The sequence below is a fragment of the Streptococcus sp. ALY_208 genome (assembly GCF_058314295.1).
In genome coordinates this window covers 225,950-244,374 of record NZ_JBZFUI010000002.1, presented here as the reverse complement: position 1 = coordinate 244,374, position 18,425 = coordinate 225,950, and the positions used below count along the sequence as shown (strand labels likewise).

The window sequence follows — 18,425 nt, the reverse complement described above, 5'->3', positions numbered from 1 at the left end:
GTGCTAGGACAGATTTGAACTAGGTTAATTGATATAGCGGAGCTTGCCTCGAAAGTCTTCGATGGTTTGATAGCCCTTATCCTCCATAATGTCTTGTAGCTCACGTGTCACACGCTCAAAAATGTTGGGTCCTTCCTTTTGCAAGGCGGTACCGATCTGAACCATACTAGCCCCGCATAAAATATGCTCAAATGCATCCTGACCATTTTTGACGCCACCAGTTCCGATAATTTGGATAGAGGGCTTAAGACGTTGGTAAAAAGCATGAACATTAGCCAAGGCAGTCGGCTTGATATAATCCCCCCCTAAGCCTCCAAAGCCATTTTTAGGCTTGATAAGGACGGTTTCATCTTGCACAAAGAGACCATTTCCAATAGAGTTGACACAGTTAACGAAGCTAAGTGGAAATTGATTAAAAATCGCTGCAGCTTGGTCAAAATGAGCAATATCAAAGTAAGGAGGCAGTTTAATACCCAATGGTTTACTGTAATAAGTGAAAACATCAGACAGAATTTGGTTGGTTGTTTCAAAATCATAGGCAATCTGTGGTTTGCCAGGGACATTGGGGCAGGAAAGATTGAGTTCAACGAGTCCTTGGTAGTCACTGGCTTGGATAGCTTTGAGAATAGTATGAGTCTCTTCCTGGCTCAAACCAACAACAGATAAGAAATGATTCTTACTTCCTGCCTCATTTTGTAGTTGGGTAACTAAGTCAAGATAATAGCGATACCCCTTATTTGGCAATCCCATCGAGTTGATAGATCCTAGAGGGAGATCTGCGTAGCGAGGCTCAGGATTACCCTGGCGAGGTTCCAGAGTTCCAGTCTTTGTCACAAAAGAACCTGCAGCAGATCTTTCGATAGCCTCCAATTCTTCTTTGGTCATGCAATAGACACCTGCTGCATTCATTAAGCAGTTATCGAATGAAAAATCAGCAATCTGTGTAGCAGTTGATACCATAATGTCTCCTTTCAGACAGAAACTAACCTATAACTGCCACCATTTTACTATTTATCTAAAGAATTTTCAACGTAAAACGAATATTATCAGAGTGAAGCTCGGATGGCGTTCGTTATTTAAAGCAATTATCCATTCTTCTTAAGGACTTGAGATTAGACTGGATTTTTTCAAAGATTTCTTGTAAAATGAAGAAGTAATGGTGTAAAACCGTAACGAAATTTGACTCAATAAGAGTCCATTTTTAAAGGAGACATGACGAATGGTAAAATTGGTTTTTGCTCGCCACGGTGAGTCAGAATGGAACAAAGCTAACCTCTTCACTGGTTGGGCAGACGTTGATCTTTCAGATAAAGGGACACAACAAGCAATCGACGCTGGTAAGCTGATCAAAGCAGCAGGTATCGAGTTTGACCTTGCCTTTACATCAGTATTGAAACGTGCGATCAAGACAACTAACCTTGCCCTTGAAGCATCTGATCAACTTTGGGTTCCGGTTGAAAAATCTTGGCGTTTGAACGAACGTCACTATGGTGGCTTGACTGGTCAAAACAAGGCTGAAGCTGCTGAAAAATGGGGTGACGAGCAAGTTCATATCTGGCGCCGTTCTTATGATGTATTGCCACCAGACATGGCCAAAGATGACGAACATTCAGCGCACACCGATCGTCGCTATGCTTCACTTGATGACTCAGTAATCCCTGATGCTGAAAACTTGAAAGTGACTTTGGAACGTGCCCTTCCATTCTGGGAAGATAAAATTGCTCCAGCCCTTAAAGATGGTAAAAATGTTTTCGTTGGTGCACACGGTAACTCAATCCGCGCCCTTGTGAAACACATCAAACAATTATCAGATGATGAAATTATGGATGTTGAAATTCCAAACTTTCCACCATTGGTATTTGAATTTGATGATAACCTTAACCTTGTTAAGGAATACTACCTTGAAGATAAATAATTTGAGGGAAGTTACGAGAGTAGGACGGCAATCAATAATCTGAGGGATTTGATTGCTCAGCAAGTCCTTCTCTCGCTTGTATATTTAATAATTAAAAAACAAGAGCTTGGGAATTTTAGGTCCTGAGCTCTTTTACAAACCACCAGCTGCTAGAAAAAACTTCCAAGGAAATCCTTTTAGCTTTGTCACAGTTTTTGAGGTAAATTATGGTAGAATAATAAGGTATTATAATATGGAAAAGAGGGAAATATGGATTTTTTAAAGTCATTTGGTCCCAAAGCGGACGACAAGGATGATAAGGATAAGACAGGGGCTTCTGGGCATAAGCTGGCTCGTATCACCAAGAAAAGAGTCCACCAAGCTGGTTTCCTCTCCAGCTTAACGAGCCGTCTTTATATCATTTTCTCGATTGTTCTTATTTTATTAACAGTCTTGATTAGTCGTCTGGCCTATATGCAAGTTTCTAAGCACCAATTTTATGCTGATAAGCTCCATGAGCAGACGACTTATATTGTGCGTCAATCGTCGGAGCGTGGTCAAATCTATGATGCCAAGGGCAAGCCCTTGGTCGATAATGAAAAGAAAAAAGTTGTTGCCTTCACCCGTAGCAATAAAGCGACCTCAGATGACCTGCTTAGGATTACAAAGAAACTCTCCAAAGAAATTAATCTCACTCATACCAATGTCAGTGATCGCCAAAAGAGAGATTTTTATTTGGCGGATTCTAAGCACTATCAGGAGATCGTTGATAACCTTCCCAAAAACAAGAAACAGGATACTTTTGGAAATGAGCTAGAAGAATCCGTTATCTATAAAAATGCTGTTGCAGCTGTACCTAAGAGTACCCTCTCCTACAACAAGGACGAGTTGAAGCAAGCCTTTATCTATAGCCAGATGAACTCAGCCAGCAACTTTAGTACGGTTTATTTGACGACAGGGGATCTCAGTGCTTCACAGATTGATTACCTCGAAGCGCATAAGGATGATTTGCAAGGGATCAGCGTGGCAACGGACTGGAATCAGAGTATTACCACCTCTTCTGAATCCCTAAAGGATATCATCGGAACGATCTCTAGTGAAGAAACGGGTCTCCCACAAGAAAAGGCTGATGAATATCTGGCCAAAGGTTACTCGCTTAACGACCGTGTCGGAACTTCCTACCTGCAAGCTCAATACGAAGATGATTTGCAAGGGACACGGACGACCACACAAATAGATGTCGACAAGGAAGGAAATGTTGTATCCAATAAGCTGACAGAAAAAGGTAGTAAGGGGAACAACCTAAAGCTAACTCTGGATCTTAATTATCAAAAAGGAGTTGAGAATATTCTGAAGCGCTACTATGGCTCAGAAATCTCCTCAGGCAATGCACAGTACTCAGAAGGAATGTATGCAGTAGCGCTCAATGCTGATACCGGTGCTGTTTTATCCATGGCTGGTTTATCCCATAATAGAGATACAGGGGATCTATCATCTGATGCCCTAGGAACTGTAACTGATGTCTTCGTACCAGGATCAGTAGTCAAGGGAGCAACCCTATCTGCTGCATGGGAGGCAGGTGTTATCCAAGGAGATGATGTCCTTGTTGACCAAACGATCAGTGTTAATGGTACCAACCCAATTAACTCTTGGTTTACAGAGGACGGCAGTCGCTCCATCTCAGCTTCAAAAGCCCTAGAATACTCTTCCAATACGTATATGGTTCAGCTGGCCTTACTGATGATGGGACAACCCTATACCCCAGGAATGACCCTGACAGATAAGGGTGTTGATGACACAATGAAGGCCTTGCGTAAGACCTACGGGGAGTATGGATTAGGTAAGGAGACGGGCATTGATCTACCAAATGAATCATCTGGTTATTTAACCGATGATTATAAGCCAGGGAATGTTTTGACAGAAGCCTTTGGACAGTTTGATAGTTACACTCCTATGCAATTAGCCCAATATGCGGCAACGGTTGCCAACGGAGGAAATCGAGTAGCCCCTCATCTGGTATCTGCTATTTACGGCAATAATGACGAGGGCGGTCTAGGAGATAAGGTCAAGTCTATTGACAAGAAAGTACTCAATAAAGTTGGGATCTCCGATGGTCAAATGGGTGTCATTCAAAATGGATTCTATAATGTAGTCAACAGTTCAGATAGTTATGCGACAGGTAAATCGCTAGCAAGTTCAGCTTTGACAGTATCTGGAAAGACAGGAACAGCTGAAACTTTTGCTTCATTAGATGATGGTAGCACGGTTTCAACCTACAATTTGAATACGGTAGCGTATGCTACTGCAGGAGATGGTACAAAAATTGCCGTTGCTGTTATGTATCCTCATGTCCTTGAATCAGATAGCAAGGCACATCAAAATGTGGCTAGAGAAGTTCTTGAGCTCTATCAATCCACTTATGGTGCAAAAGCAGCACAATAATGCTATGATAATAATAGATATTAATGAGTTTGGGAGAAGTTTCCCAAACTCATTGTAGTTAGAGTTCCTAAATGCTCCAGTAGCTATTTCCCTAGCAGACTAAAAAGCCTATCTTGCTAGAAAATCTTCATTCTCATGTTTCTGTACATTTATCTTTAGAAAGGGTTAGCATGCTTTATCCAACACCTATTGCAAAATTGATTGACAGTTTTTCAAAATTACCAGGAATCGGAAGCAAAACCGCTACACGCTTAGCTTTTTATACCATTGGTATGTCTGATGAGGATGTTAATGACTTTGCGAAAAATCTCCTTGCTGCCAAACGGGAGCTGACTTATTGCTCTATTTGTGGCAATCTGACAGATGAAGATCCCTGTGCAATCTGTCAGGATGAGCAAAGAGATCGTTCCGTTCTCCTAGTGGTTGAGGAGAGCAAGGATGTGACGGCTATGGAAAAAATTCAAGAGTACCACGGTCTCTATCATGTCTTGCATGGCCTGATTTCTCCCATGAATGGGGTTGGCCCTGATGATATTAACCTCAAAGCCTTGATCAACCGTCTCATGGACAGTGAGATTAATGAGGTTATCGTAGCTACTAATGCCACAGCAGATGGAGAAGCTACCTCTATGTATATTTCACGTATTTTAAAACCGGCTGGGATCAAGGTTACCCGTTTGGCGCGTGGCTTGGCGGTTGGCAGTGATATTGAGTATGCCGACGAAGTAACACTCCTGCGTGCCATTGAAAATCGTACGGAATTATAGGTCTTATCAAATGCCCTCAAGGGGCATTTTTTAACGAATTTTCTATTGTCTTTATCTATGTCTTTTAAAGACTTTATACGATCTGGTATTAACGTAATATGGAGGTTTTATGACAACATTAGAGCGTGCTGTAAAAGTAACCCTAGCAACCTTGCTCGCTATTGTGACAGCTAACTGCCTAGGTCTATCTTATGCTAGTTCAGCTGGTATTATAGCTATTCTAAGTGTTTTAGAAACACGGAGATCAACGCTCCAGATAGCAGGAAGACGATTTTTATCCATGCTGCTGGCCTTTGCTCTTGCTATGATAAGTTTTGCTAGCCTTGGTTACACCCTCTATGCCCTTGCTCTTTATTTATTGATTTACCTGCTGATAGCCTATCCTTGGAAGTTAGCTGCAGGAATTGCCCCCAGTACTGTCCTTGTCACTCATTTATTAGCAGAGCAATCGATCGGTTTTCCCCTCTTGCTCAATGAAACAGCTCTGTTTGTTATAGGAGTGGGCTGGGCCTTGATTTTCAATCTTTATATGCCCTCAAAAGAAAAAGAAATTTTAAGTTTTCGTGATCGTGTCGAGCATCAGCTAAAAGCAATCCTTTATCGGTTTGAAAGTTTCTTACTTAAAGGTGACGGAACCAATGATGCAAGACTGATCAATGACCTAGCTGAGACGCTAGAAGAGGCTTTGACCTTGGTTTATCTAGATAGACATAATAAGCTATTTAGCCAAACCAACTACCATGTCCACTACTTTGAGATGCGTCAGCAACAAAATAGCCTTTTGCGTCAGATGGCCACTACAATCAATCGAGGTCAGCTAGATGGAGATGAGAGCCAGATCTTAGCCCACCTATTTCAGCAGACAGCTAGACAACTCAGTCAAGATAACCCAGCCCTTGCCCTAATAGAAGAGATACAAGAAACGTTGATCTTGTATCGTCAGCGTGATCTTCCCAAGACACGACAAGAATTTGAAACGAGAGCTATCTTGTTTCAGTTATTGCAAGACTTAGAACGTTTTATCCAGTTGAAGGTTGATTTTTATGAGAGCTATGGGAAAAACCACTAAAAAATGCGCTTTAAATAGCGCATTTTTTAGTGGTAGCGATTAGCAGTCATCAGACCAATCTTGTCCAAGCCTTTGGTTAATTTTTCCTTAGAAGTTCCTTTAACATAAGGTAAGCTGGTGAGTTTGACGGGCTTGAAGCCGCACATGCCAAGGACTTGTTTCTGAAGGAGGCGTCCATAATCTTGCTGAAAGAATTTTGCAATAAAACTAGGGGTATCATGAGTTGTAATAATCCAAGCGGATTTTCCCTTAAGGTGACCAACTGGCCGTGTCCCCTTGTAGGAATAAGCGAAGCCAGAAGCAAGGACACGATCAATAAAGCCTTTGAGAATAGCTGGCATACTTCCCCACCAGATAGGAAAAATAAAGATAACATCATCAGCCCAGGTGATCATTTGGCGATAGACTGCCATTTCAGGGTCGTCCTTGATAGCTTGTCGCTTATCATAATGTAAGACAGGATTAAAGTCTTCCTGATAAAGATCCACATGTTTGATAGTATGTGTTTTTGGCAGACTTGATTGGATTTTGGTTTGAATGGCATGTGTAAGACTAGTTGTCTTAGGATGAGCAGTAATGATAAGAATATTCATGCTTGACCTCCAGTGATGTAAATGGATAGAAATTCTGATAAATTATCAGAAATTGCATCTTGGGAAAGCTTGGAATTGACTTCGGATCTGACAATCATAGCCAATCCCAAAATATAGCTCCATAGATGCAGGGCAATCTCTTTTTCTGATGCTTTAAGGCTTGCTTCCTGCTTCAATGTCTGAACGATCGCTACAAAGCGTGTGAAGCCTGGAAAAGACTCATGAGCTATGATATGCTCCTCTGCGAAGGTCAGGTAAGTCGTCGGAAATTTGATAAATAGAACATCAAAAAAATGCGGGGATTGCTGAGCATATCTAAGGACATTTTGCCCCATGACCAGGAGCTTTTCCTGGCTGGACTCAGCATCAGTAACTCCCGACATCATGATCTGGCTAAATGAGGCAGAAATTTCTTCCACCAGCACTTTGAGGTAACCTTCCTTACTGCCAAAATGCCGGTAGGGCGCACCGTGAGTGATTCCGCAGCGTTTGGCCACCTGACGGATAGATAAGTTGTCTATGCCGTTTTCCTCAATATCCTTAAGAGCAGTGGTGATCAGTGCTTTTTTGAGCGTTTGAGTATCTCTTTTCATAAATCTCCCTTCTTTTTGTAGACGCCGTCCACTTTTATAAAAAGTATACACTGTCTACTTTTTGAAGTCAAGAAAAAATTGAATTTGCCAAGTTGACATTTATATGTTAAATTGTTAAGTAACTTAACAAACGAGGGTATTATGGTTAGCTTACATCAATTTAACGATCGCTTTAGAGACTTTGTCGATAAGTATTACCAACAAGAAGAGCGTCAGCATACTATGCCGGATAGTTCACTAACAACAGCGGAGGTTCATCTGATTGTATTAGTGAGTCAGCAGGAAAATATAGGACTTTCAGAAATCGCCATTCGATGGCGTGTCAGCAGAAGTGCAGTAACACAACTTGTCAGTAAAGTTGTAGCGAAGGGCTATCTGAAAAAGACTCCTTCCTACCATAAAAAGAGTGCATTGCAGCTGTCATTGACCGCTTCTGGCAGAGAAGTAGTGACTTACCATCGCCAACAGCACGATTTTTTAGAAACACGATTACAGATGGTTTTAGCAAATTATCCTAGCGAATTATTAGATGATATGTACCAACTAATGACAGATGTTGAAAAGGTGTGGGATGAGTTGCTATTACGTAATAAGGAAGAGGGAGTTCATGAAGATTAGCCTAGAGAGTAAGAGTTATTTAGCAGATGATGATTTTGATATCCTCGTGACAGATGCTTTGCTTGAGACTATTTATGAGATTGAAATGACTTTAATTGGCTATTACAATATTAATGCACCAATGACCTTGGACCCAGAGATTCCTTGGACAGCTAAAGGAACTTATCAGACCGATAGGTCTGGCAGATTATCCATAAATAAAAGTGAAAGTTTTGGTGGCTCCTACAAGGGGATAGAAGCGATGGCTTTATTTTATCTATGTCGCCCTCAAACTGTGGCAAAAAAAGCACTTGTGGATAAGATAGAAGATATACCCTTGAAAAAAGACTTTACTGTATTGATTGAAGTACACCATAATTCAAAAATAGTAGGGAGAGCAAGCTTTAAACGCTATTTTCAACTGCCAATAGTGAAAGAAAAAACGATCAACCTTACAAAGGCTAAGGGACGTCTTTTTTACCTGGAAGATAAGCAAGATCAACCAGCTATTATTGTTTTAAGTGGCAGTGACGGTCGTATAGAGAAAGCCCAAAATATTGCGCAGTTACTAGCCAGCAGGGGCTTTGTTACTTTAGCCTTATCCTATTTTGGCTTGAGAGGCTTGCCTAAAAATCTAAACCGGATTGAAATACTTTCAGTACAAGAAGCTGCGGCTTATCTTAAAACTTTGCCTCAAGTCAACTCAAACAGAATTGGCCTATATGGGCGCTCCAAAGGAGCAGAGATGGCCCTAGTTAGTGCGGCCTATTTTAAAGATTTTTCTTGTCTAGTTCTTAACTCCCCTTCATGTGCTGTTATGGAAGGCATTAAAGGGAAACGAAATTCCAAGTCCTCCTCATGGTTGCTATCAGGTGAGGAGTTACCTTATACACCATTTTCATGGAAAAATTTCTTGAAGGGCTTATGGTACCGTCGTCCCATCATCGCATATAGGTCAGATAGCTTGATTCCTTTGAAAGATTTCAAAGCCAATCTCTTAATGATAGCTGGTGGACAAGATGAAATCTGGCCAGCCAGCGCCTCGGTCCAACAGATTGAGCAGACCCTATGGTCTGAGGGATCCCAACCAGCAGGACAGGTACAAACGCTCATTCTTCCTGGTAGTGCTCATATGTTAACCATTGCTAATCAGCCAAATCATCGTTATAGCCGTATGCCATGGAAAATCTCCAAAAGAGATAGTCAGCTATCTTGGCAAGCTACTGTGGCATTTTTTAAAAATTATTTATAACCTTCTGAGCATTTGATTACACTTATGGATATGCTATAATATCACCAGCGAAAAAATAAAGTAGAAAAGAGAACTTATGTCTAAGCAACCATTAGTTTTACTATACGGTGGACGCTCAGCTGAGCGTGAAGTATCTGTTCTGTCGGCACAAAGCATTATGCGGGCTGTCGATTACGATCGATTCGAGGTCAAGACCTATTTCATCACTCAGGCGGGTGACTTTATTAGAACTCAAAGCTTTACTAGCCAGCCCAGCCAAGATCAGGTGCTCATGACCAACGATAAGGTTGATTACTCAGCTCAGATCAAACCCAGTGATATCTATGAAGAAGGTGCGGTTGTATTTCCAGTACTGCACGGTCCCATGGGTGAAGATGGTTCTATCCAAGGCTTCCTTGAAGTTCTGAAGCTGCCTTATATCGGTACCAATCTTTTATCATCTAGTGTCGCTATGGACAAGATTACAACCAAGCATGTCCTTGAATCTGCCGGTGTCCCTCAAGTTGCTTACCAGGTCTATCTGGAAGGTCAAGATAAATCACAGACCATGGACAAGGTAGAAGAAAAGCTGACCTATCCAGTCTTTATCAAGCCTGCTAATATGGGATCATCTGTTGGGATATCTAAGGCTGAGGACCGTGATCAGCTGAGCGCAGCTATCGATTTAGCCCTTAAGTATGACAGCCGTATCTTGATAGAGCAAGGAGTGGATGCTCGAGAAATAGAAGTTGGCATTCTTGGTAATAGTGAGGTTAAGACGACCCTTCCAGGAGAAGTGGTCAAGGATGTCGCATTTTACGACTATCAGGCCAAGTATATTGATAACAAGATTTCTATGGCTATTCCAGCTAAGATTCCTGAGGACATTATGGCACAGATGCGTCACTATGCAGAGGTTGCCTTCCGTGCGATTGGTGGTTGTGGTTTATCACGTTGTGACTTCTTCCTAACTGCACAAGGGCACATCTATCTCAATGAGCTGAACACCATGCCTGGCTTTACCCAATGGTCTATGTATCCCTTGCTATGGGAAAATATGGGACTAAACTATACCGATCTGATTTCAGAGCTTGTAGATCTCGCACAAGACATGTTTGATAAGAGAGAAGCGCATTTGCTATAAAAAGAAAAGCCGGAAGTTTTCAGACTGGAGACAAATTTATTTTCCCCAATAAAATGAGATAAGAAGCTTTGCAAGTTTTCAAATACATTTCCTTTTTTTACCGAGTAAGGCGAGCATAATCCAGCCACCTCCGCCGTGCTAAAAGTGTTAGAAACGCTATTATATAAAGGTTTCTAACACTCGAGAATTTTGAGACCTAAGTCTCAAAATTAAGCTATGAAACTCCGAAGGAGGTTGCTAGCGTCCAACAAGCCCTTAAGGATGGTGGCAAACACTATTTTTTATTCAGCTGAAAGCCGAAAGGCTTTTTTTATAGAATCAGAAAAAGGAGAAGGAAATGTCTTTAATGGGTTACGTGATGATGAGGTTAATACTTTCTGCTTTACTGCAGTTAGGGATTTATGTGATATTTAGAAAAGAACCCAATCGTCTTCGCTTCATTATTGGGTTTAGTATTTTTTATGGAGTGTGACCCTGGTCTATTATTTTCCTCAGACTTTGCTAGTCGTTGCCATCTTATTTTTGATGATTGGCTTTTCTATGGGAAAATCAGCAACCAACGTCGGTCGATTTTTATGGCTGTATATGGGAACAACAGCTCTGTTAATGAGTATAGGCATGATATTTTTTAGTCTTTTTCGTACTTATGAAACCTTTACTTTTTCCTATCAGGGCGATCGTTACCGAGTTATCTATGATCGTTTCCATAGTGGAGGTCTCTTACACTGGCAGGACGATACTAAAACGTATCTTTACAAGGAATCCTCTCCTTTCAAACCGCTGAAAACAAAGAAAGCGCATATAGAAGATGATGCGTGGATTTCCGATGGTATTTTAAAGCCTGAGGATTACGATTCTACAAAAGATTATATGAAAAGCGACTGGGATATCAGTGAGTGAGTTTATGGCTTACTTGGGAAAATAATTTTCAGAATATTTTCAAAACTCTATTGAAAATATTCTGACAGAGGTATATAATAAGGCCACACAATGATAGAAAGAGGCGAAAACTTATGGAAAAGGTAGAACGAGTTAGTAAGTGGATTAGTAAATGGTTCACCTTATTTGTGATTATCTGGGCAGCCTTTAATTATGGTTTACCCCAAACCAGTAGTTGGGTTATTCCAAATACTTCTTATCTTCTTAGTCTTATTTTATTTGGCATGGGGCTGACATTGACGACTGAAGATTTTGTCCGTATTTCTAAACGCCCTATTCCTGTCGTTCTGGGGACAGTAGCCCACTATATTATTATGCCAGGCCTAGCTTGGCTGCTTTGCACAATTTTCCACTTGGATGGGGCAACAGCAGCAGGAGTTATTCTAGTTGGCTCTTGTCCAAGCGGGACTTCTTCAAGTGTAATGGCTTTCTTAGCAGGTGGGGATGTGGCTTTGGATGTTTCAATCGAAGTCCTTTCCACTTTATTAGCACCTGTGATGTTACCTATCTTGCTGTCAATCTTAGCTGGACAGTATATTGAAGTACCTGCAGCAAAGCTTTTTGTATCAACGCTTCAAATAGTCGTTGTACCGATTATTCTCGGTATCGTCATTCATAAATTATTGGCCCATAAGATCGATGCTATTATTAAGATTATGCCCTTGATCTCACAGACAGCTATTTTGTTGATTATTGGTGCGGTAGTATCGGCCAACCATGCCAATATCTTTACATCAGCGACAGCTATCGTTATTCCTGTTGTCATGCTCCACAATCTATGTGGTTATGGATTGGGATTTGCCTTCTCAAAAATCTTAGGACTAAAAGAGCCTCAACAAAAAGCAATCACCTTCGAAGTTGGTATGCAGGATTCAAGCCTAGGAGCAACCCTAGCCATGAAGTATTTCACGCCGCAAGCGGCTATCCCTTCAACTATTTTCTCCATTTGGCACAATATCTCTGGCTCAATCCTATCATCATGGTGGAAAAATCATGCAAAAGAAAGTTTGTAATAAAACAGCTAATACAGCTACTAAAAAAGTCGCACCCCTCATAGGAAATGCGACTTTTTGTTTGCTAGCTAGCCTTGGTTATGCGACACCACTCTGGAATTTTCTGCATCTGGGTTAGAACCAGCATGGTTAAAATAATACGAATAGGAATTTCAAAGATTTTCAACCAACGCCCAGTGATAAACTGTACCCAAATTGGAGTATGGTAATAAATCTGAATCAATAGAGGAGTGAAAATGAAGGTTCCCACCAGCATGACCAAGATAGTAGCCAGACTGACCCGTAGCCAACTGCCTTTGGAGTGCCAGCTGAGGGACTTTCCATAAAAGAAGAATCCGTAGATAGCACCTTGGATAGCTTCCATAAGCGTCCACCAGATGATAAAATTGGAGCTACCTCCGCTGAAGGTGTCAAGGATATCAATCAAGGCAAAAGCAATAAAAGCGTACCATGGTCCACCAACAGCCCCAATCAAGCAACCAGTAATGAAAGTCAAGCTGACCGTTAGCTGCTGAGGAATGATAGGGATAGATAGCTTACTAAGGACTAGCTGCAAAGTCATCAGAATGGCTAGGGTACTGAGCTGCCTAAGTTCGAGTTTACTGGGGTATTTTGACATAAAAAAGCTCCTTTTCTAGTAAAGCGGAGCTGTTTACCTATAGGATCTGATAAATTGGGACAACAGATCATCTAGAAAAAACAGCGGATGCAGTGGTTTATCGCACGTTTCGTTTCGTTATGTGACAACATCCCATTCACATACACTTGACGCAAACCACCTACTCTGTATGGCTACATACTCTATCAGTCTACCATGCTTGCGAGAAAAAGGCTAGACCTTAAAAATTTTGGACATTTAAATATGATATAATGCTAAGGAATAATCAGATAAAAAAAGAAACAGGTGTACTCATGAAATTAACCTTACAGGAAATTGCAAAAGTGGTTGGTGCTCAAAATGATGTGAGTGCTTATAAAGATGTGGTGATTTCTGCTATTGAATTTGATAGTCGTAAAATTGCAAATGGCGACCTTTTTCTACCTCTTAAAGGGGAGCGTGATGGCCACGATTTTATCCCTATGGCCTTTGATAATGGAGCGGCTGCAACCCTTAGCGAACGTATCATTGAAGACCATCCCTTTCTCTTGGTAGCTGATACTCTAGCAGCGTTTCAAAAGTTAGCTCAGTACTACCTAGAAAAGATGCCAATCGATGTCATCGCAGTGACAGGATCTAATGGTAAAACAACTACCAAAGACATGATTCATGATGTCTTAACTACCACCTACAAGACCTACAAGACTCAAGGGAACTATAATAATGAGATCGGTCTGCCTTATACGATTTTGCATATGCCAGACGATACACAAAAGCTTGTTCTAGAGATGGGGCAGGATCATCTAGGTGATATTGAGTTGCTCTCCAAGATCGCTCGCCCCAAAATAGGGCTTGTGACCTTGATTGGAGAAGCGCATCTAGAGTTTTTTGGCAGCCGTGATAAGATTGCCCAAGGGAAAATGCAGATCACAGCGGGTATGCCGACAGATGGTGTTTTGATTGCACCTGCAGATCCGATTATTAATCCCTATCTTCCAGATAATCAACGGATCGTCCGTTTCGGTCCAGATGAGGATATTTACTTATCTGAGCTTGATGAGGGTAAGAATAGTTTGAGTTTTACGCTTAATTTCATGGATGGGAAGATAAAGCTGCCTGTCACTGGTAAGTATAATGCGACCAATGCTATGCTGGCAGCCTATGTCGGCAGGCTAGAAGGAGTAGAGGATCGAGCGATCATAACAGCACTGGAGCATCTCGTCTTGACCAAGAATCGGACAGAGTGGAAAAAAGCTCAAAATGGTGCTGATATCCTAGCTGATGTCTATAACGCCAATCCAACAGCCATGCGCTTGATTTTAGAGACCTTCTTGTCCATTCCCGCCAATACTGGCGGCAAGAAGATAGCCGTCCTAGCTGACATGAAAGAGCTTGGTCCTGACTCGGTCAAGATGCACACAGATATGATCATGGCTATGAATCCTGATCAACTGGATTATCTCATTTGTTATGGAGAAGACATTGAAGAATTGAGTCAACTAGCCAGCCAAATGTTCCCTCTTGGCCATGTCTATTTCTTCAAAAAAACAACCAAGGAAGACCAATTTGCTCCAATGCTTGATAAGATCAAGGACCTCCTCAAACCTGAAGATCAAATCCTGCTTAAAGGCTCAAATTCCATGCACTTGGACAAGGTTGTCGATGGTTTGCTTGGCTAAAGGAGGGAAAGAAATATGCAAGAATTTCTAACGACCCACAAAACTCAGCCCCCTACCATTCCTATCTGGGTTTACCTGCTCATTTTAGCCGGCCTGGTCTTCAGTTTAGTGATCACCTATAGATACCACAGTAAAAAGTGGTTTTTGCAGCTTTTTAAAGCCGTTCAGCTTTTACAATTACTAGGGCTCTATGGCTGGTATCTAGTCTTTACTATTCCGGTATCCGACAGTTTGCCGCTTTACCACTGTCGCCTAGCTATGCTAGGCCTCGTCTTTCTTCCTGATAGTTGGAAATTGAAGCGCTATCTAGCTTATTTAGGCTTCGCTGGGGCTATCTTTGCCCTAGGCTATCCTGTCTTAGATCCCTACGATTTTCCTCATATTACAGGAGTCTCCTTTATTCTTGGACATTTTGCCCTTTTGATCAATAGTTTTGCCTATCTGCTCAATTACCGTAGCAAGGAGTCCCTGTCAATTGCGGGATTAGTGGCTAGGACTTTTCTACTAGATCTGATTTTACTTGGAGTTAATCATATCACAGGTGGAAATTATGGTATCATGCGATTCACCCCGATTATCAATAGCACCAATGTCTGGATCAATTATCTAGCGGTCTCCAGTGTTTATAGCCTAGCCTTGATTATTTGCTTGTGGGCGTTTCAATCTTATAAGAAAGCCTGATCAAGGCTTTTTTTACTACTTGAAAACCTGACTAAGCTCAGCAATTTGTGCTATAATACTAGAGACTGTAAATCGACTTAGTAACCTTCACCCTTGAGAGTAATCAGTGGGCAGGAGGACCTTAAGGACCGTTGGTAACCCGCAGTGATGAGCTGTAGGTATAATGGAGGATGTCCTCTGATAATCAAGTAATAAAAAATATATGGAGAAATAATCATGAGCAGTGATATTAAAATCATCGCCTTGGGCGGTGTCCGTGAAAACGGAAAAAACTTCTACATCGTAGAGGTTAACGATGCTATCTTTATCTTGGATGCTGGTCTTAAATATCCAGATAATGACCAACTCGGTGTTGACGTTGTAGTACCCAATATGGACTACCTGGTAGACAATAAAGACCGTGTACAAGGAGTTTTCCTGACTCATGGTCATGCGGATGCTATTGGAGCCCTTCCCTACCTTTTACAAGATGTGCCAGTACCAGTATTTGGTTCAGAATTGACTATAGAGTTGGCTAAATTAGTCGTTAAAAATAACTCTCAAGTTAAGAAGTTCAATAACTTTCACATCGTTGATGCACAGACGGAAATTGAATTCCAAAATGCTGTGGTATCCTTCTTTAGCACAACTCACTCGATTCCTGAGAGTCTTGGTATTGTCTTGAAGACTGACCGTGGTAATATCGTCTATACTGGTGATTTCAAGTTTGACCAAGCAGCCAGCAGTGGTTACCAGACCGACTTTGCTCGTCTAGCTGAGATTGGACGAGAAGGTGTTTTAGCCCTCCTTGCTGATTCTGCTAATGCAGATAGCAATGAGCAGATTGCCAGTGAGGCTGAGGTCGGCCTAGAGATGGACGAGGTGATAGGCGATGCCCAAGGACGTATTATCGTAGCGGCCGTTGCCAGCAACCTCTCTCGTATCCAGCAGGTCTTTGATGCTGCTGCCGAGCATGGCCGCCGTGTAGTTCTTACAGGTTTCGACGCTGAAAATATCGTTCGTACAGCCATTCGGCTCAATAAACTCAGTATTATTGACGAGAAGTTGATGATCAAGCCAAAAGAGATGGCTAAGTTTGAAGATGACGAATTGATCATTCTAGAAACAGGTCGCATGGGTGAGCCTCTTGAAGGATTACGAAAGATGTCTATCGGTCGTCATCGCTATGTTGAGATCAAGGATGGCGATTTAGTCTATATCGTCACAACGCCGAGTGTGGCTAAGGAAGCTGTCGTTGCCCGTGTAGAAAATATGATTTATATGGCTGGTGGTAGTGTCAAGCTGATCACACAAAACTTGCGTGTATCTGGTCATGCTAATGGTCGTGACCTGCAGCTCTTGATCAATTTGCTGCGTCCGCAATACCTCTTCCCTATTCAAGGGGAGTACCGTGAGTTGCAAGCTCATGCTGATCGTGCAGAAGAAGTTGGCATGCTGCCTGAAAATATCTACATAATGAAGCGTGGAGATATTATGACTTATAGCGATCAAGGCTTCTTACATGAAGGTGGTGTTTCAGCAAGTGATGTTATGATTGATGGGAATGCTATTGGCGATGTGGGTAACATTGTCCTGCGTGACCGTCGCATTTTATCTGAAGATGGTATTTTTATCGTTGTCATCACAGTCAATAAAAAGAAAAAGACCATTGTCTCCAAGGCTAAAGTCCATACTCGAGGTTTTGTCTATGTTCGCAAGAGCCGTGATATTCTGCGTGAAAGTGCGGACTTGGTAAATAAAACTGTCGAAAATTACTTAGCGACAGAAGGATTTGACTGGGGCGAGCTAAAAGGTCAAGTCCGTGATGAACTCAATAAATTCTTATTTGATCAGACTAAACGCCGGCCAGCTATCCTTCCGGTGATTATGGAAGTTAGATGAGATGGACTAATAATACAAAAAAGGTGGGGCAACCTGCCTTTTCAATTGAGTTTTTTTATCAGGACTGATATACTAAATGTCATTTAGTTTTGATAGATTGCGAGGTGATGATCAGATGATCTATATGGTTCGATTATTGTGGCGATTATTTAGAGCTGCATTGAGCTTTGTTTTACGCTTTTTCTTTGGTATGGTTAAGGCAGCCTTAGTGATAGCAGCCATTCTTGTCGGCTTATTTTTCTATTCTCAACACGCAAGCTCACCCTTTGCACGCTCTCTTCAAACTACCTTTGATACTGTGACCAGCCGGATCTCTATGGATGAAGATTTAGATCGTAATCTTCAAGAGCTCGGTCTACAAAATTTAACGACAGATGAGCACGATGCGAATCATTTTCACGGTTCACGCTGGGCTACCAATAAGGCTTCGGTCTACATCGTTTCAACAGACCAAACGATTGTCAATGCTTATGAGCAAGCCTTGCAATCTTGGAATTCTACGGGTGCCTTTACCTTTACTTTAGCAGCTAGTAAGGATCAAGCCGATATTGTTCTTATGGATAAGTCTGACCCTAGCAGTCAAGCAGCCGGAGAAGCTCAGTCGACCTCAGATGCTAGGACTAACCTCATCAAACATGTTGATGTCTATTTAAATAGCTACTATTTACTAAATCCTAGCTATGGTTATAGTAATGAACGAATCATCAATACAGCCAAGCATGAATTGGGACATGCCATTGGACTTGACCATAATGATGCTGAAATTTCGGTGATGCAGTCATCCGGTTCCTATTACGGCATCCAAAAACGTGATATTAAGGCCACAAAGGAACTTTATGAAAGAGACTAGGAGGTGATTATCTTGTTGAGGACGATCTTCAGACGCTATCCCTTGCAACTGTTTCTTCTTGGTTATAATACAGGTGTTTTCATCTGGCTAAAAGTGACCGGACTAGCGATTAGGAGTAAGCTCGGTCTAGCTTTAGGAAATCCTCCTATCCCAGATTGGCTAGAATCCCTGACTCAAGGTAATCTTAGCAATCTTCAAGGCTTTTTTACCCAGTTACCTTGGTTCTGGTTAGGATTATCAATGATAGCCCTGGTCATCTGGCAGCTGATCAAAGGGATCTTAAAAATTGTGATTTTCATAGCCATTTTATTACTAGGGATTTACCTAATCTACCGTCACCAGTCGCTCTTAAGCCAGCTACCTGGTTGATTGAACTGTAAGGAGCCGTGCAATCTTTCTTCATATTGAAGAGTGATTTCTCCAAGGCTCCTTTTTATTTTTGATATAATAAAGT

At 41.6% G+C, this 18,425-nt stretch carries 18 protein-coding genes and 1 riboswitch; of the genes, 14 read left to right on the top strand and 4 right to left on the bottom strand.

Annotation, left to right across the window (positions count from 1 at the left end):
- Positions 1-24: 24 nt before the first annotated feature.
- Positions 25-960, bottom strand: a complete 936-nt coding sequence (locus AC4HAI_RS03415) for a dihydroorotate oxidase (RefSeq protein ID WP_491110448.1) — start codon at positions 958-960, stop codon at positions 25-27.
- 259 nt (positions 961-1,219) lie between these two features.
- On the opposite strand from AC4HAI_RS03415, the gene AC4HAI_RS03410 reads away from it, so the two are divergent.
- From AC4HAI_RS03410 to AC4HAI_RS03395, 4 genes are all read left to right on the top strand, one after another.
- Positions 1,220-1,915 (top strand): phosphoglycerate mutase, encoded by a 696-nt coding sequence (locus AC4HAI_RS03410; RefSeq protein ID WP_491078922.1) that lies wholly within the window; start codon positions 1,220-1,222, stop codon positions 1,913-1,915.
- Between the two features lie 249 nt (positions 1,916-2,164).
- Positions 2,165-4,336, top strand: coding sequence for a penicillin-binding protein PBP2B (gene pbp2b, locus AC4HAI_RS03405; protein WP_491110446.1), 2,172 nt, complete (start codon positions 2,165-2,167; stop codon positions 4,334-4,336).
- Positions 4,337-4,506: 170 nt separating this feature from the next.
- The gene (recR, locus tag AC4HAI_RS03400) at positions 4,507-5,103 is read left to right on the top strand and encodes a recombination mediator RecR (protein WP_491078924.1); all 597 of its coding nucleotides are present in this window, start codon (positions 4,507-4,509) and stop codon (positions 5,101-5,103) included.
- A gap of 109 nt (positions 5,104-5,212) precedes the next feature.
- Positions 5,213-6,172 carry an aromatic acid exporter family protein gene (locus AC4HAI_RS03395; RefSeq protein ID WP_491110444.1) on the top strand — a complete coding sequence of 320 codons (960 nt, stop codon included), beginning with the start codon at positions 5,213-5,215 and terminating at the stop codon, positions 6,170-6,172.
- A gap of 26 nt (positions 6,173-6,198) precedes the next feature.
- On the opposite strand, the gene AC4HAI_RS03390 is transcribed toward AC4HAI_RS03395, so the two are convergent.
- Complete coding sequence (locus AC4HAI_RS03390; protein WP_491078926.1) at positions 6,199-6,765, bottom strand: NAD(P)H-dependent oxidoreductase; 567 nt, start codon at positions 6,763-6,765, stop codon at positions 6,199-6,201.
- Complete coding sequence (locus tag AC4HAI_RS03385) at positions 6,762-7,358, bottom strand: TetR/AcrR family transcriptional regulator (RefSeq protein WP_491110443.1); 597 nt, start codon at positions 7,356-7,358, stop codon at positions 6,762-6,764. The genes AC4HAI_RS03390 and AC4HAI_RS03385 overlap by 4 nt, the downstream gene beginning before the upstream one ends.
- Positions 7,359-7,499: 141 nt before the next feature.
- On the opposite strand from AC4HAI_RS03385, the gene AC4HAI_RS03380 reads away from it, so the two are divergent.
- The 5 genes from AC4HAI_RS03380 (at position 7,500) to AC4HAI_RS03360 (ending at position 12,282) form a co-directional block, all read left to right on the top strand.
- The gene (locus tag AC4HAI_RS03380) at positions 7,500-7,976 is read left to right on the top strand and encodes a MarR family winged helix-turn-helix transcriptional regulator (protein WP_491078928.1); all 477 of its coding nucleotides are present in this window, start codon (positions 7,500-7,502) and stop codon (positions 7,974-7,976) included.
- Positions 7,966-9,207 (top strand): acyl-CoA thioesterase/bile acid-CoA:amino acid N-acyltransferase family protein, encoded by a 1,242-nt coding sequence (locus AC4HAI_RS03375; protein ID WP_491078929.1) that lies wholly within the window; start codon positions 7,966-7,968, stop codon positions 9,205-9,207. The genes AC4HAI_RS03380 and AC4HAI_RS03375 overlap by 11 nt, the downstream gene beginning before the upstream one ends.
- A 76-nt stretch (positions 9,208-9,283) precedes the next feature.
- The gene (locus AC4HAI_RS03370; protein ID WP_491078930.1) at positions 9,284-10,330 is read left to right on the top strand and encodes a D-alanine--D-alanine ligase; all 1,047 of its coding nucleotides are present in this window, start codon (positions 9,284-9,286) and stop codon (positions 10,328-10,330) included.
- A gap of 468 nt (positions 10,331-10,798) precedes the next feature.
- Entirely contained in the window at positions 10,799-11,230 is a 432-nt protein-coding gene (locus AC4HAI_RS03365) for a hypothetical protein (RefSeq protein WP_491078931.1), read from the top strand.
- A gap of 113 nt (positions 11,231-11,343) precedes the next feature.
- Positions 11,344-12,282: a bile acid:sodium symporter family protein gene (locus tag AC4HAI_RS03360; protein WP_491078932.1), complete on the top strand. Its 939-nt coding sequence runs from the start codon at positions 11,344-11,346 to the stop codon at positions 12,280-12,282.
- Positions 12,283-12,346: 64 nt separating this feature from the next.
- Here AC4HAI_RS03360 and AC4HAI_RS03355 read toward each other — a convergent pair whose 3' ends face one another.
- Positions 12,347-12,901 carry a folate family ECF transporter S component gene (locus AC4HAI_RS03355; protein ID WP_491078933.1) on the bottom strand — a complete coding sequence of 185 codons (555 nt, stop codon included), beginning with the start codon at positions 12,899-12,901 and terminating at the stop codon, positions 12,347-12,349.
- Positions 12,902-12,980: 79 nt separating this feature from the next.
- A riboswitch (THF riboswitch) is annotated at positions 12,981-13,071 on the bottom strand.
- A gap of 123 nt (positions 13,072-13,194) precedes the next feature.
- Between AC4HAI_RS03355 and AC4HAI_RS03350 the strand changes: the two genes are divergently transcribed.
- From AC4HAI_RS03350 to AC4HAI_RS03330, 5 genes are all read left to right on the top strand, one after another.
- Positions 13,195-14,559 (top strand): UDP-N-acetylmuramoyl-tripeptide--D-alanyl-D-alanine ligase, encoded by a 1,365-nt coding sequence (locus tag AC4HAI_RS03350; protein ID WP_491078934.1) that lies wholly within the window; start codon positions 13,195-13,197, stop codon positions 14,557-14,559.
- A gap of 15 nt (positions 14,560-14,574) precedes the next feature.
- On the top strand, positions 14,575-15,240 hold the full coding sequence (locus tag AC4HAI_RS03345) for a YwaF family protein (RefSeq protein WP_491110442.1): 666 nt from the start codon (positions 14,575-14,577) through the stop codon (positions 15,238-15,240).
- Between the two features lie 216 nt (positions 15,241-15,456).
- On the top strand, positions 15,457-17,121 hold the full coding sequence (locus AC4HAI_RS03340; protein WP_491078936.1) for a ribonuclease J: 1,665 nt from the start codon (positions 15,457-15,459) through the stop codon (positions 17,119-17,121).
- A 76-nt stretch (positions 17,122-17,197) separates the two neighbouring features.
- Positions 17,198-17,971 (top strand): matrixin family metalloprotease, encoded by a 774-nt coding sequence (locus tag AC4HAI_RS03335; protein ID WP_491078937.1) that lies wholly within the window; start codon positions 17,198-17,200, stop codon positions 17,969-17,971.
- Between the two features lie 12 nt (positions 17,972-17,983).
- Positions 17,984-18,340 (top strand): hypothetical protein, encoded by a 357-nt coding sequence (locus AC4HAI_RS03330; protein ID WP_491078938.1) that lies wholly within the window; start codon positions 17,984-17,986, stop codon positions 18,338-18,340.
- Positions 18,341-18,425 lie beyond the last annotated feature (85 nt).

Excerpts from the sequence above, each read along its gene's own strand:
- AC4HAI_RS03345 (WP_491110442.1), top strand. The coding sequence starts at position 14,575 with ATGCAAGAATTTCTAACGACCCACAAAACTCAGCCCCCTACCATTCCT.
- AC4HAI_RS03415 (WP_491110448.1), bottom strand. The coding sequence starts at position 960 with ATGGTATCAACTGCTACACAGATTGCTGATTTTTCATTCGATAACTGC.
- AC4HAI_RS03360 (WP_491078932.1), top strand. The coding sequence starts at position 11,344 with ATGGAAAAGGTAGAACGAGTTAGTAAGTGGATTAGTAAATGGTTCACC.
- AC4HAI_RS03340 (WP_491078936.1), top strand. The coding sequence starts at position 15,457 with ATGAGCAGTGATATTAAAATCATCGCCTTGGGCGGTGTCCGTGAAAAC.
- AC4HAI_RS03355 (WP_491078933.1), bottom strand. The coding sequence starts at position 12,901 with ATGTCAAAATACCCCAGTAAACTCGAACTTAGGCAGCTCAGTACCCTA.
- AC4HAI_RS03380 (WP_491078928.1), top strand. The coding sequence starts at position 7,500 with ATGGTTAGCTTACATCAATTTAACGATCGCTTTAGAGACTTTGTCGAT.
- AC4HAI_RS03385 (WP_491110443.1), bottom strand. The coding sequence starts at position 7,358 with ATGAAAAGAGATACTCAAACGCTCAAAAAAGCACTGATCACCACTGCT.
- AC4HAI_RS03375 (WP_491078929.1), top strand. The coding sequence starts at position 7,966 with ATGAAGATTAGCCTAGAGAGTAAGAGTTATTTAGCAGATGATGATTTT.
- recR (WP_491078924.1), top strand. The coding sequence starts at position 4,507 with ATGCTTTATCCAACACCTATTGCAAAATTGATTGACAGTTTTTCAAAA.
- AC4HAI_RS03335 (WP_491078937.1), top strand. The coding sequence starts at position 17,198 with ATGTCATTTAGTTTTGATAGATTGCGAGGTGATGATCAGATGATCTAT.
- AC4HAI_RS03410 (WP_491078922.1), top strand. The coding sequence starts at position 1,220 with ATGGTAAAATTGGTTTTTGCTCGCCACGGTGAGTCAGAATGGAACAAA.
- AC4HAI_RS03395 (WP_491110444.1), top strand. The coding sequence starts at position 5,213 with ATGACAACATTAGAGCGTGCTGTAAAAGTAACCCTAGCAACCTTGCTC.
- pbp2b (WP_491110446.1), top strand. The coding sequence starts at position 2,165 with ATGGATTTTTTAAAGTCATTTGGTCCCAAAGCGGACGACAAGGATGAT.
- AC4HAI_RS03390 (WP_491078926.1), bottom strand. The coding sequence starts at position 6,765 with ATGAATATTCTTATCATTACTGCTCATCCTAAGACAACTAGTCTTACA.
- AC4HAI_RS03350 (WP_491078934.1), top strand. The coding sequence starts at position 13,195 with ATGAAATTAACCTTACAGGAAATTGCAAAAGTGGTTGGTGCTCAAAAT.
- AC4HAI_RS03370 (WP_491078930.1), top strand. The coding sequence starts at position 9,284 with ATGTCTAAGCAACCATTAGTTTTACTATACGGTGGACGCTCAGCTGAG.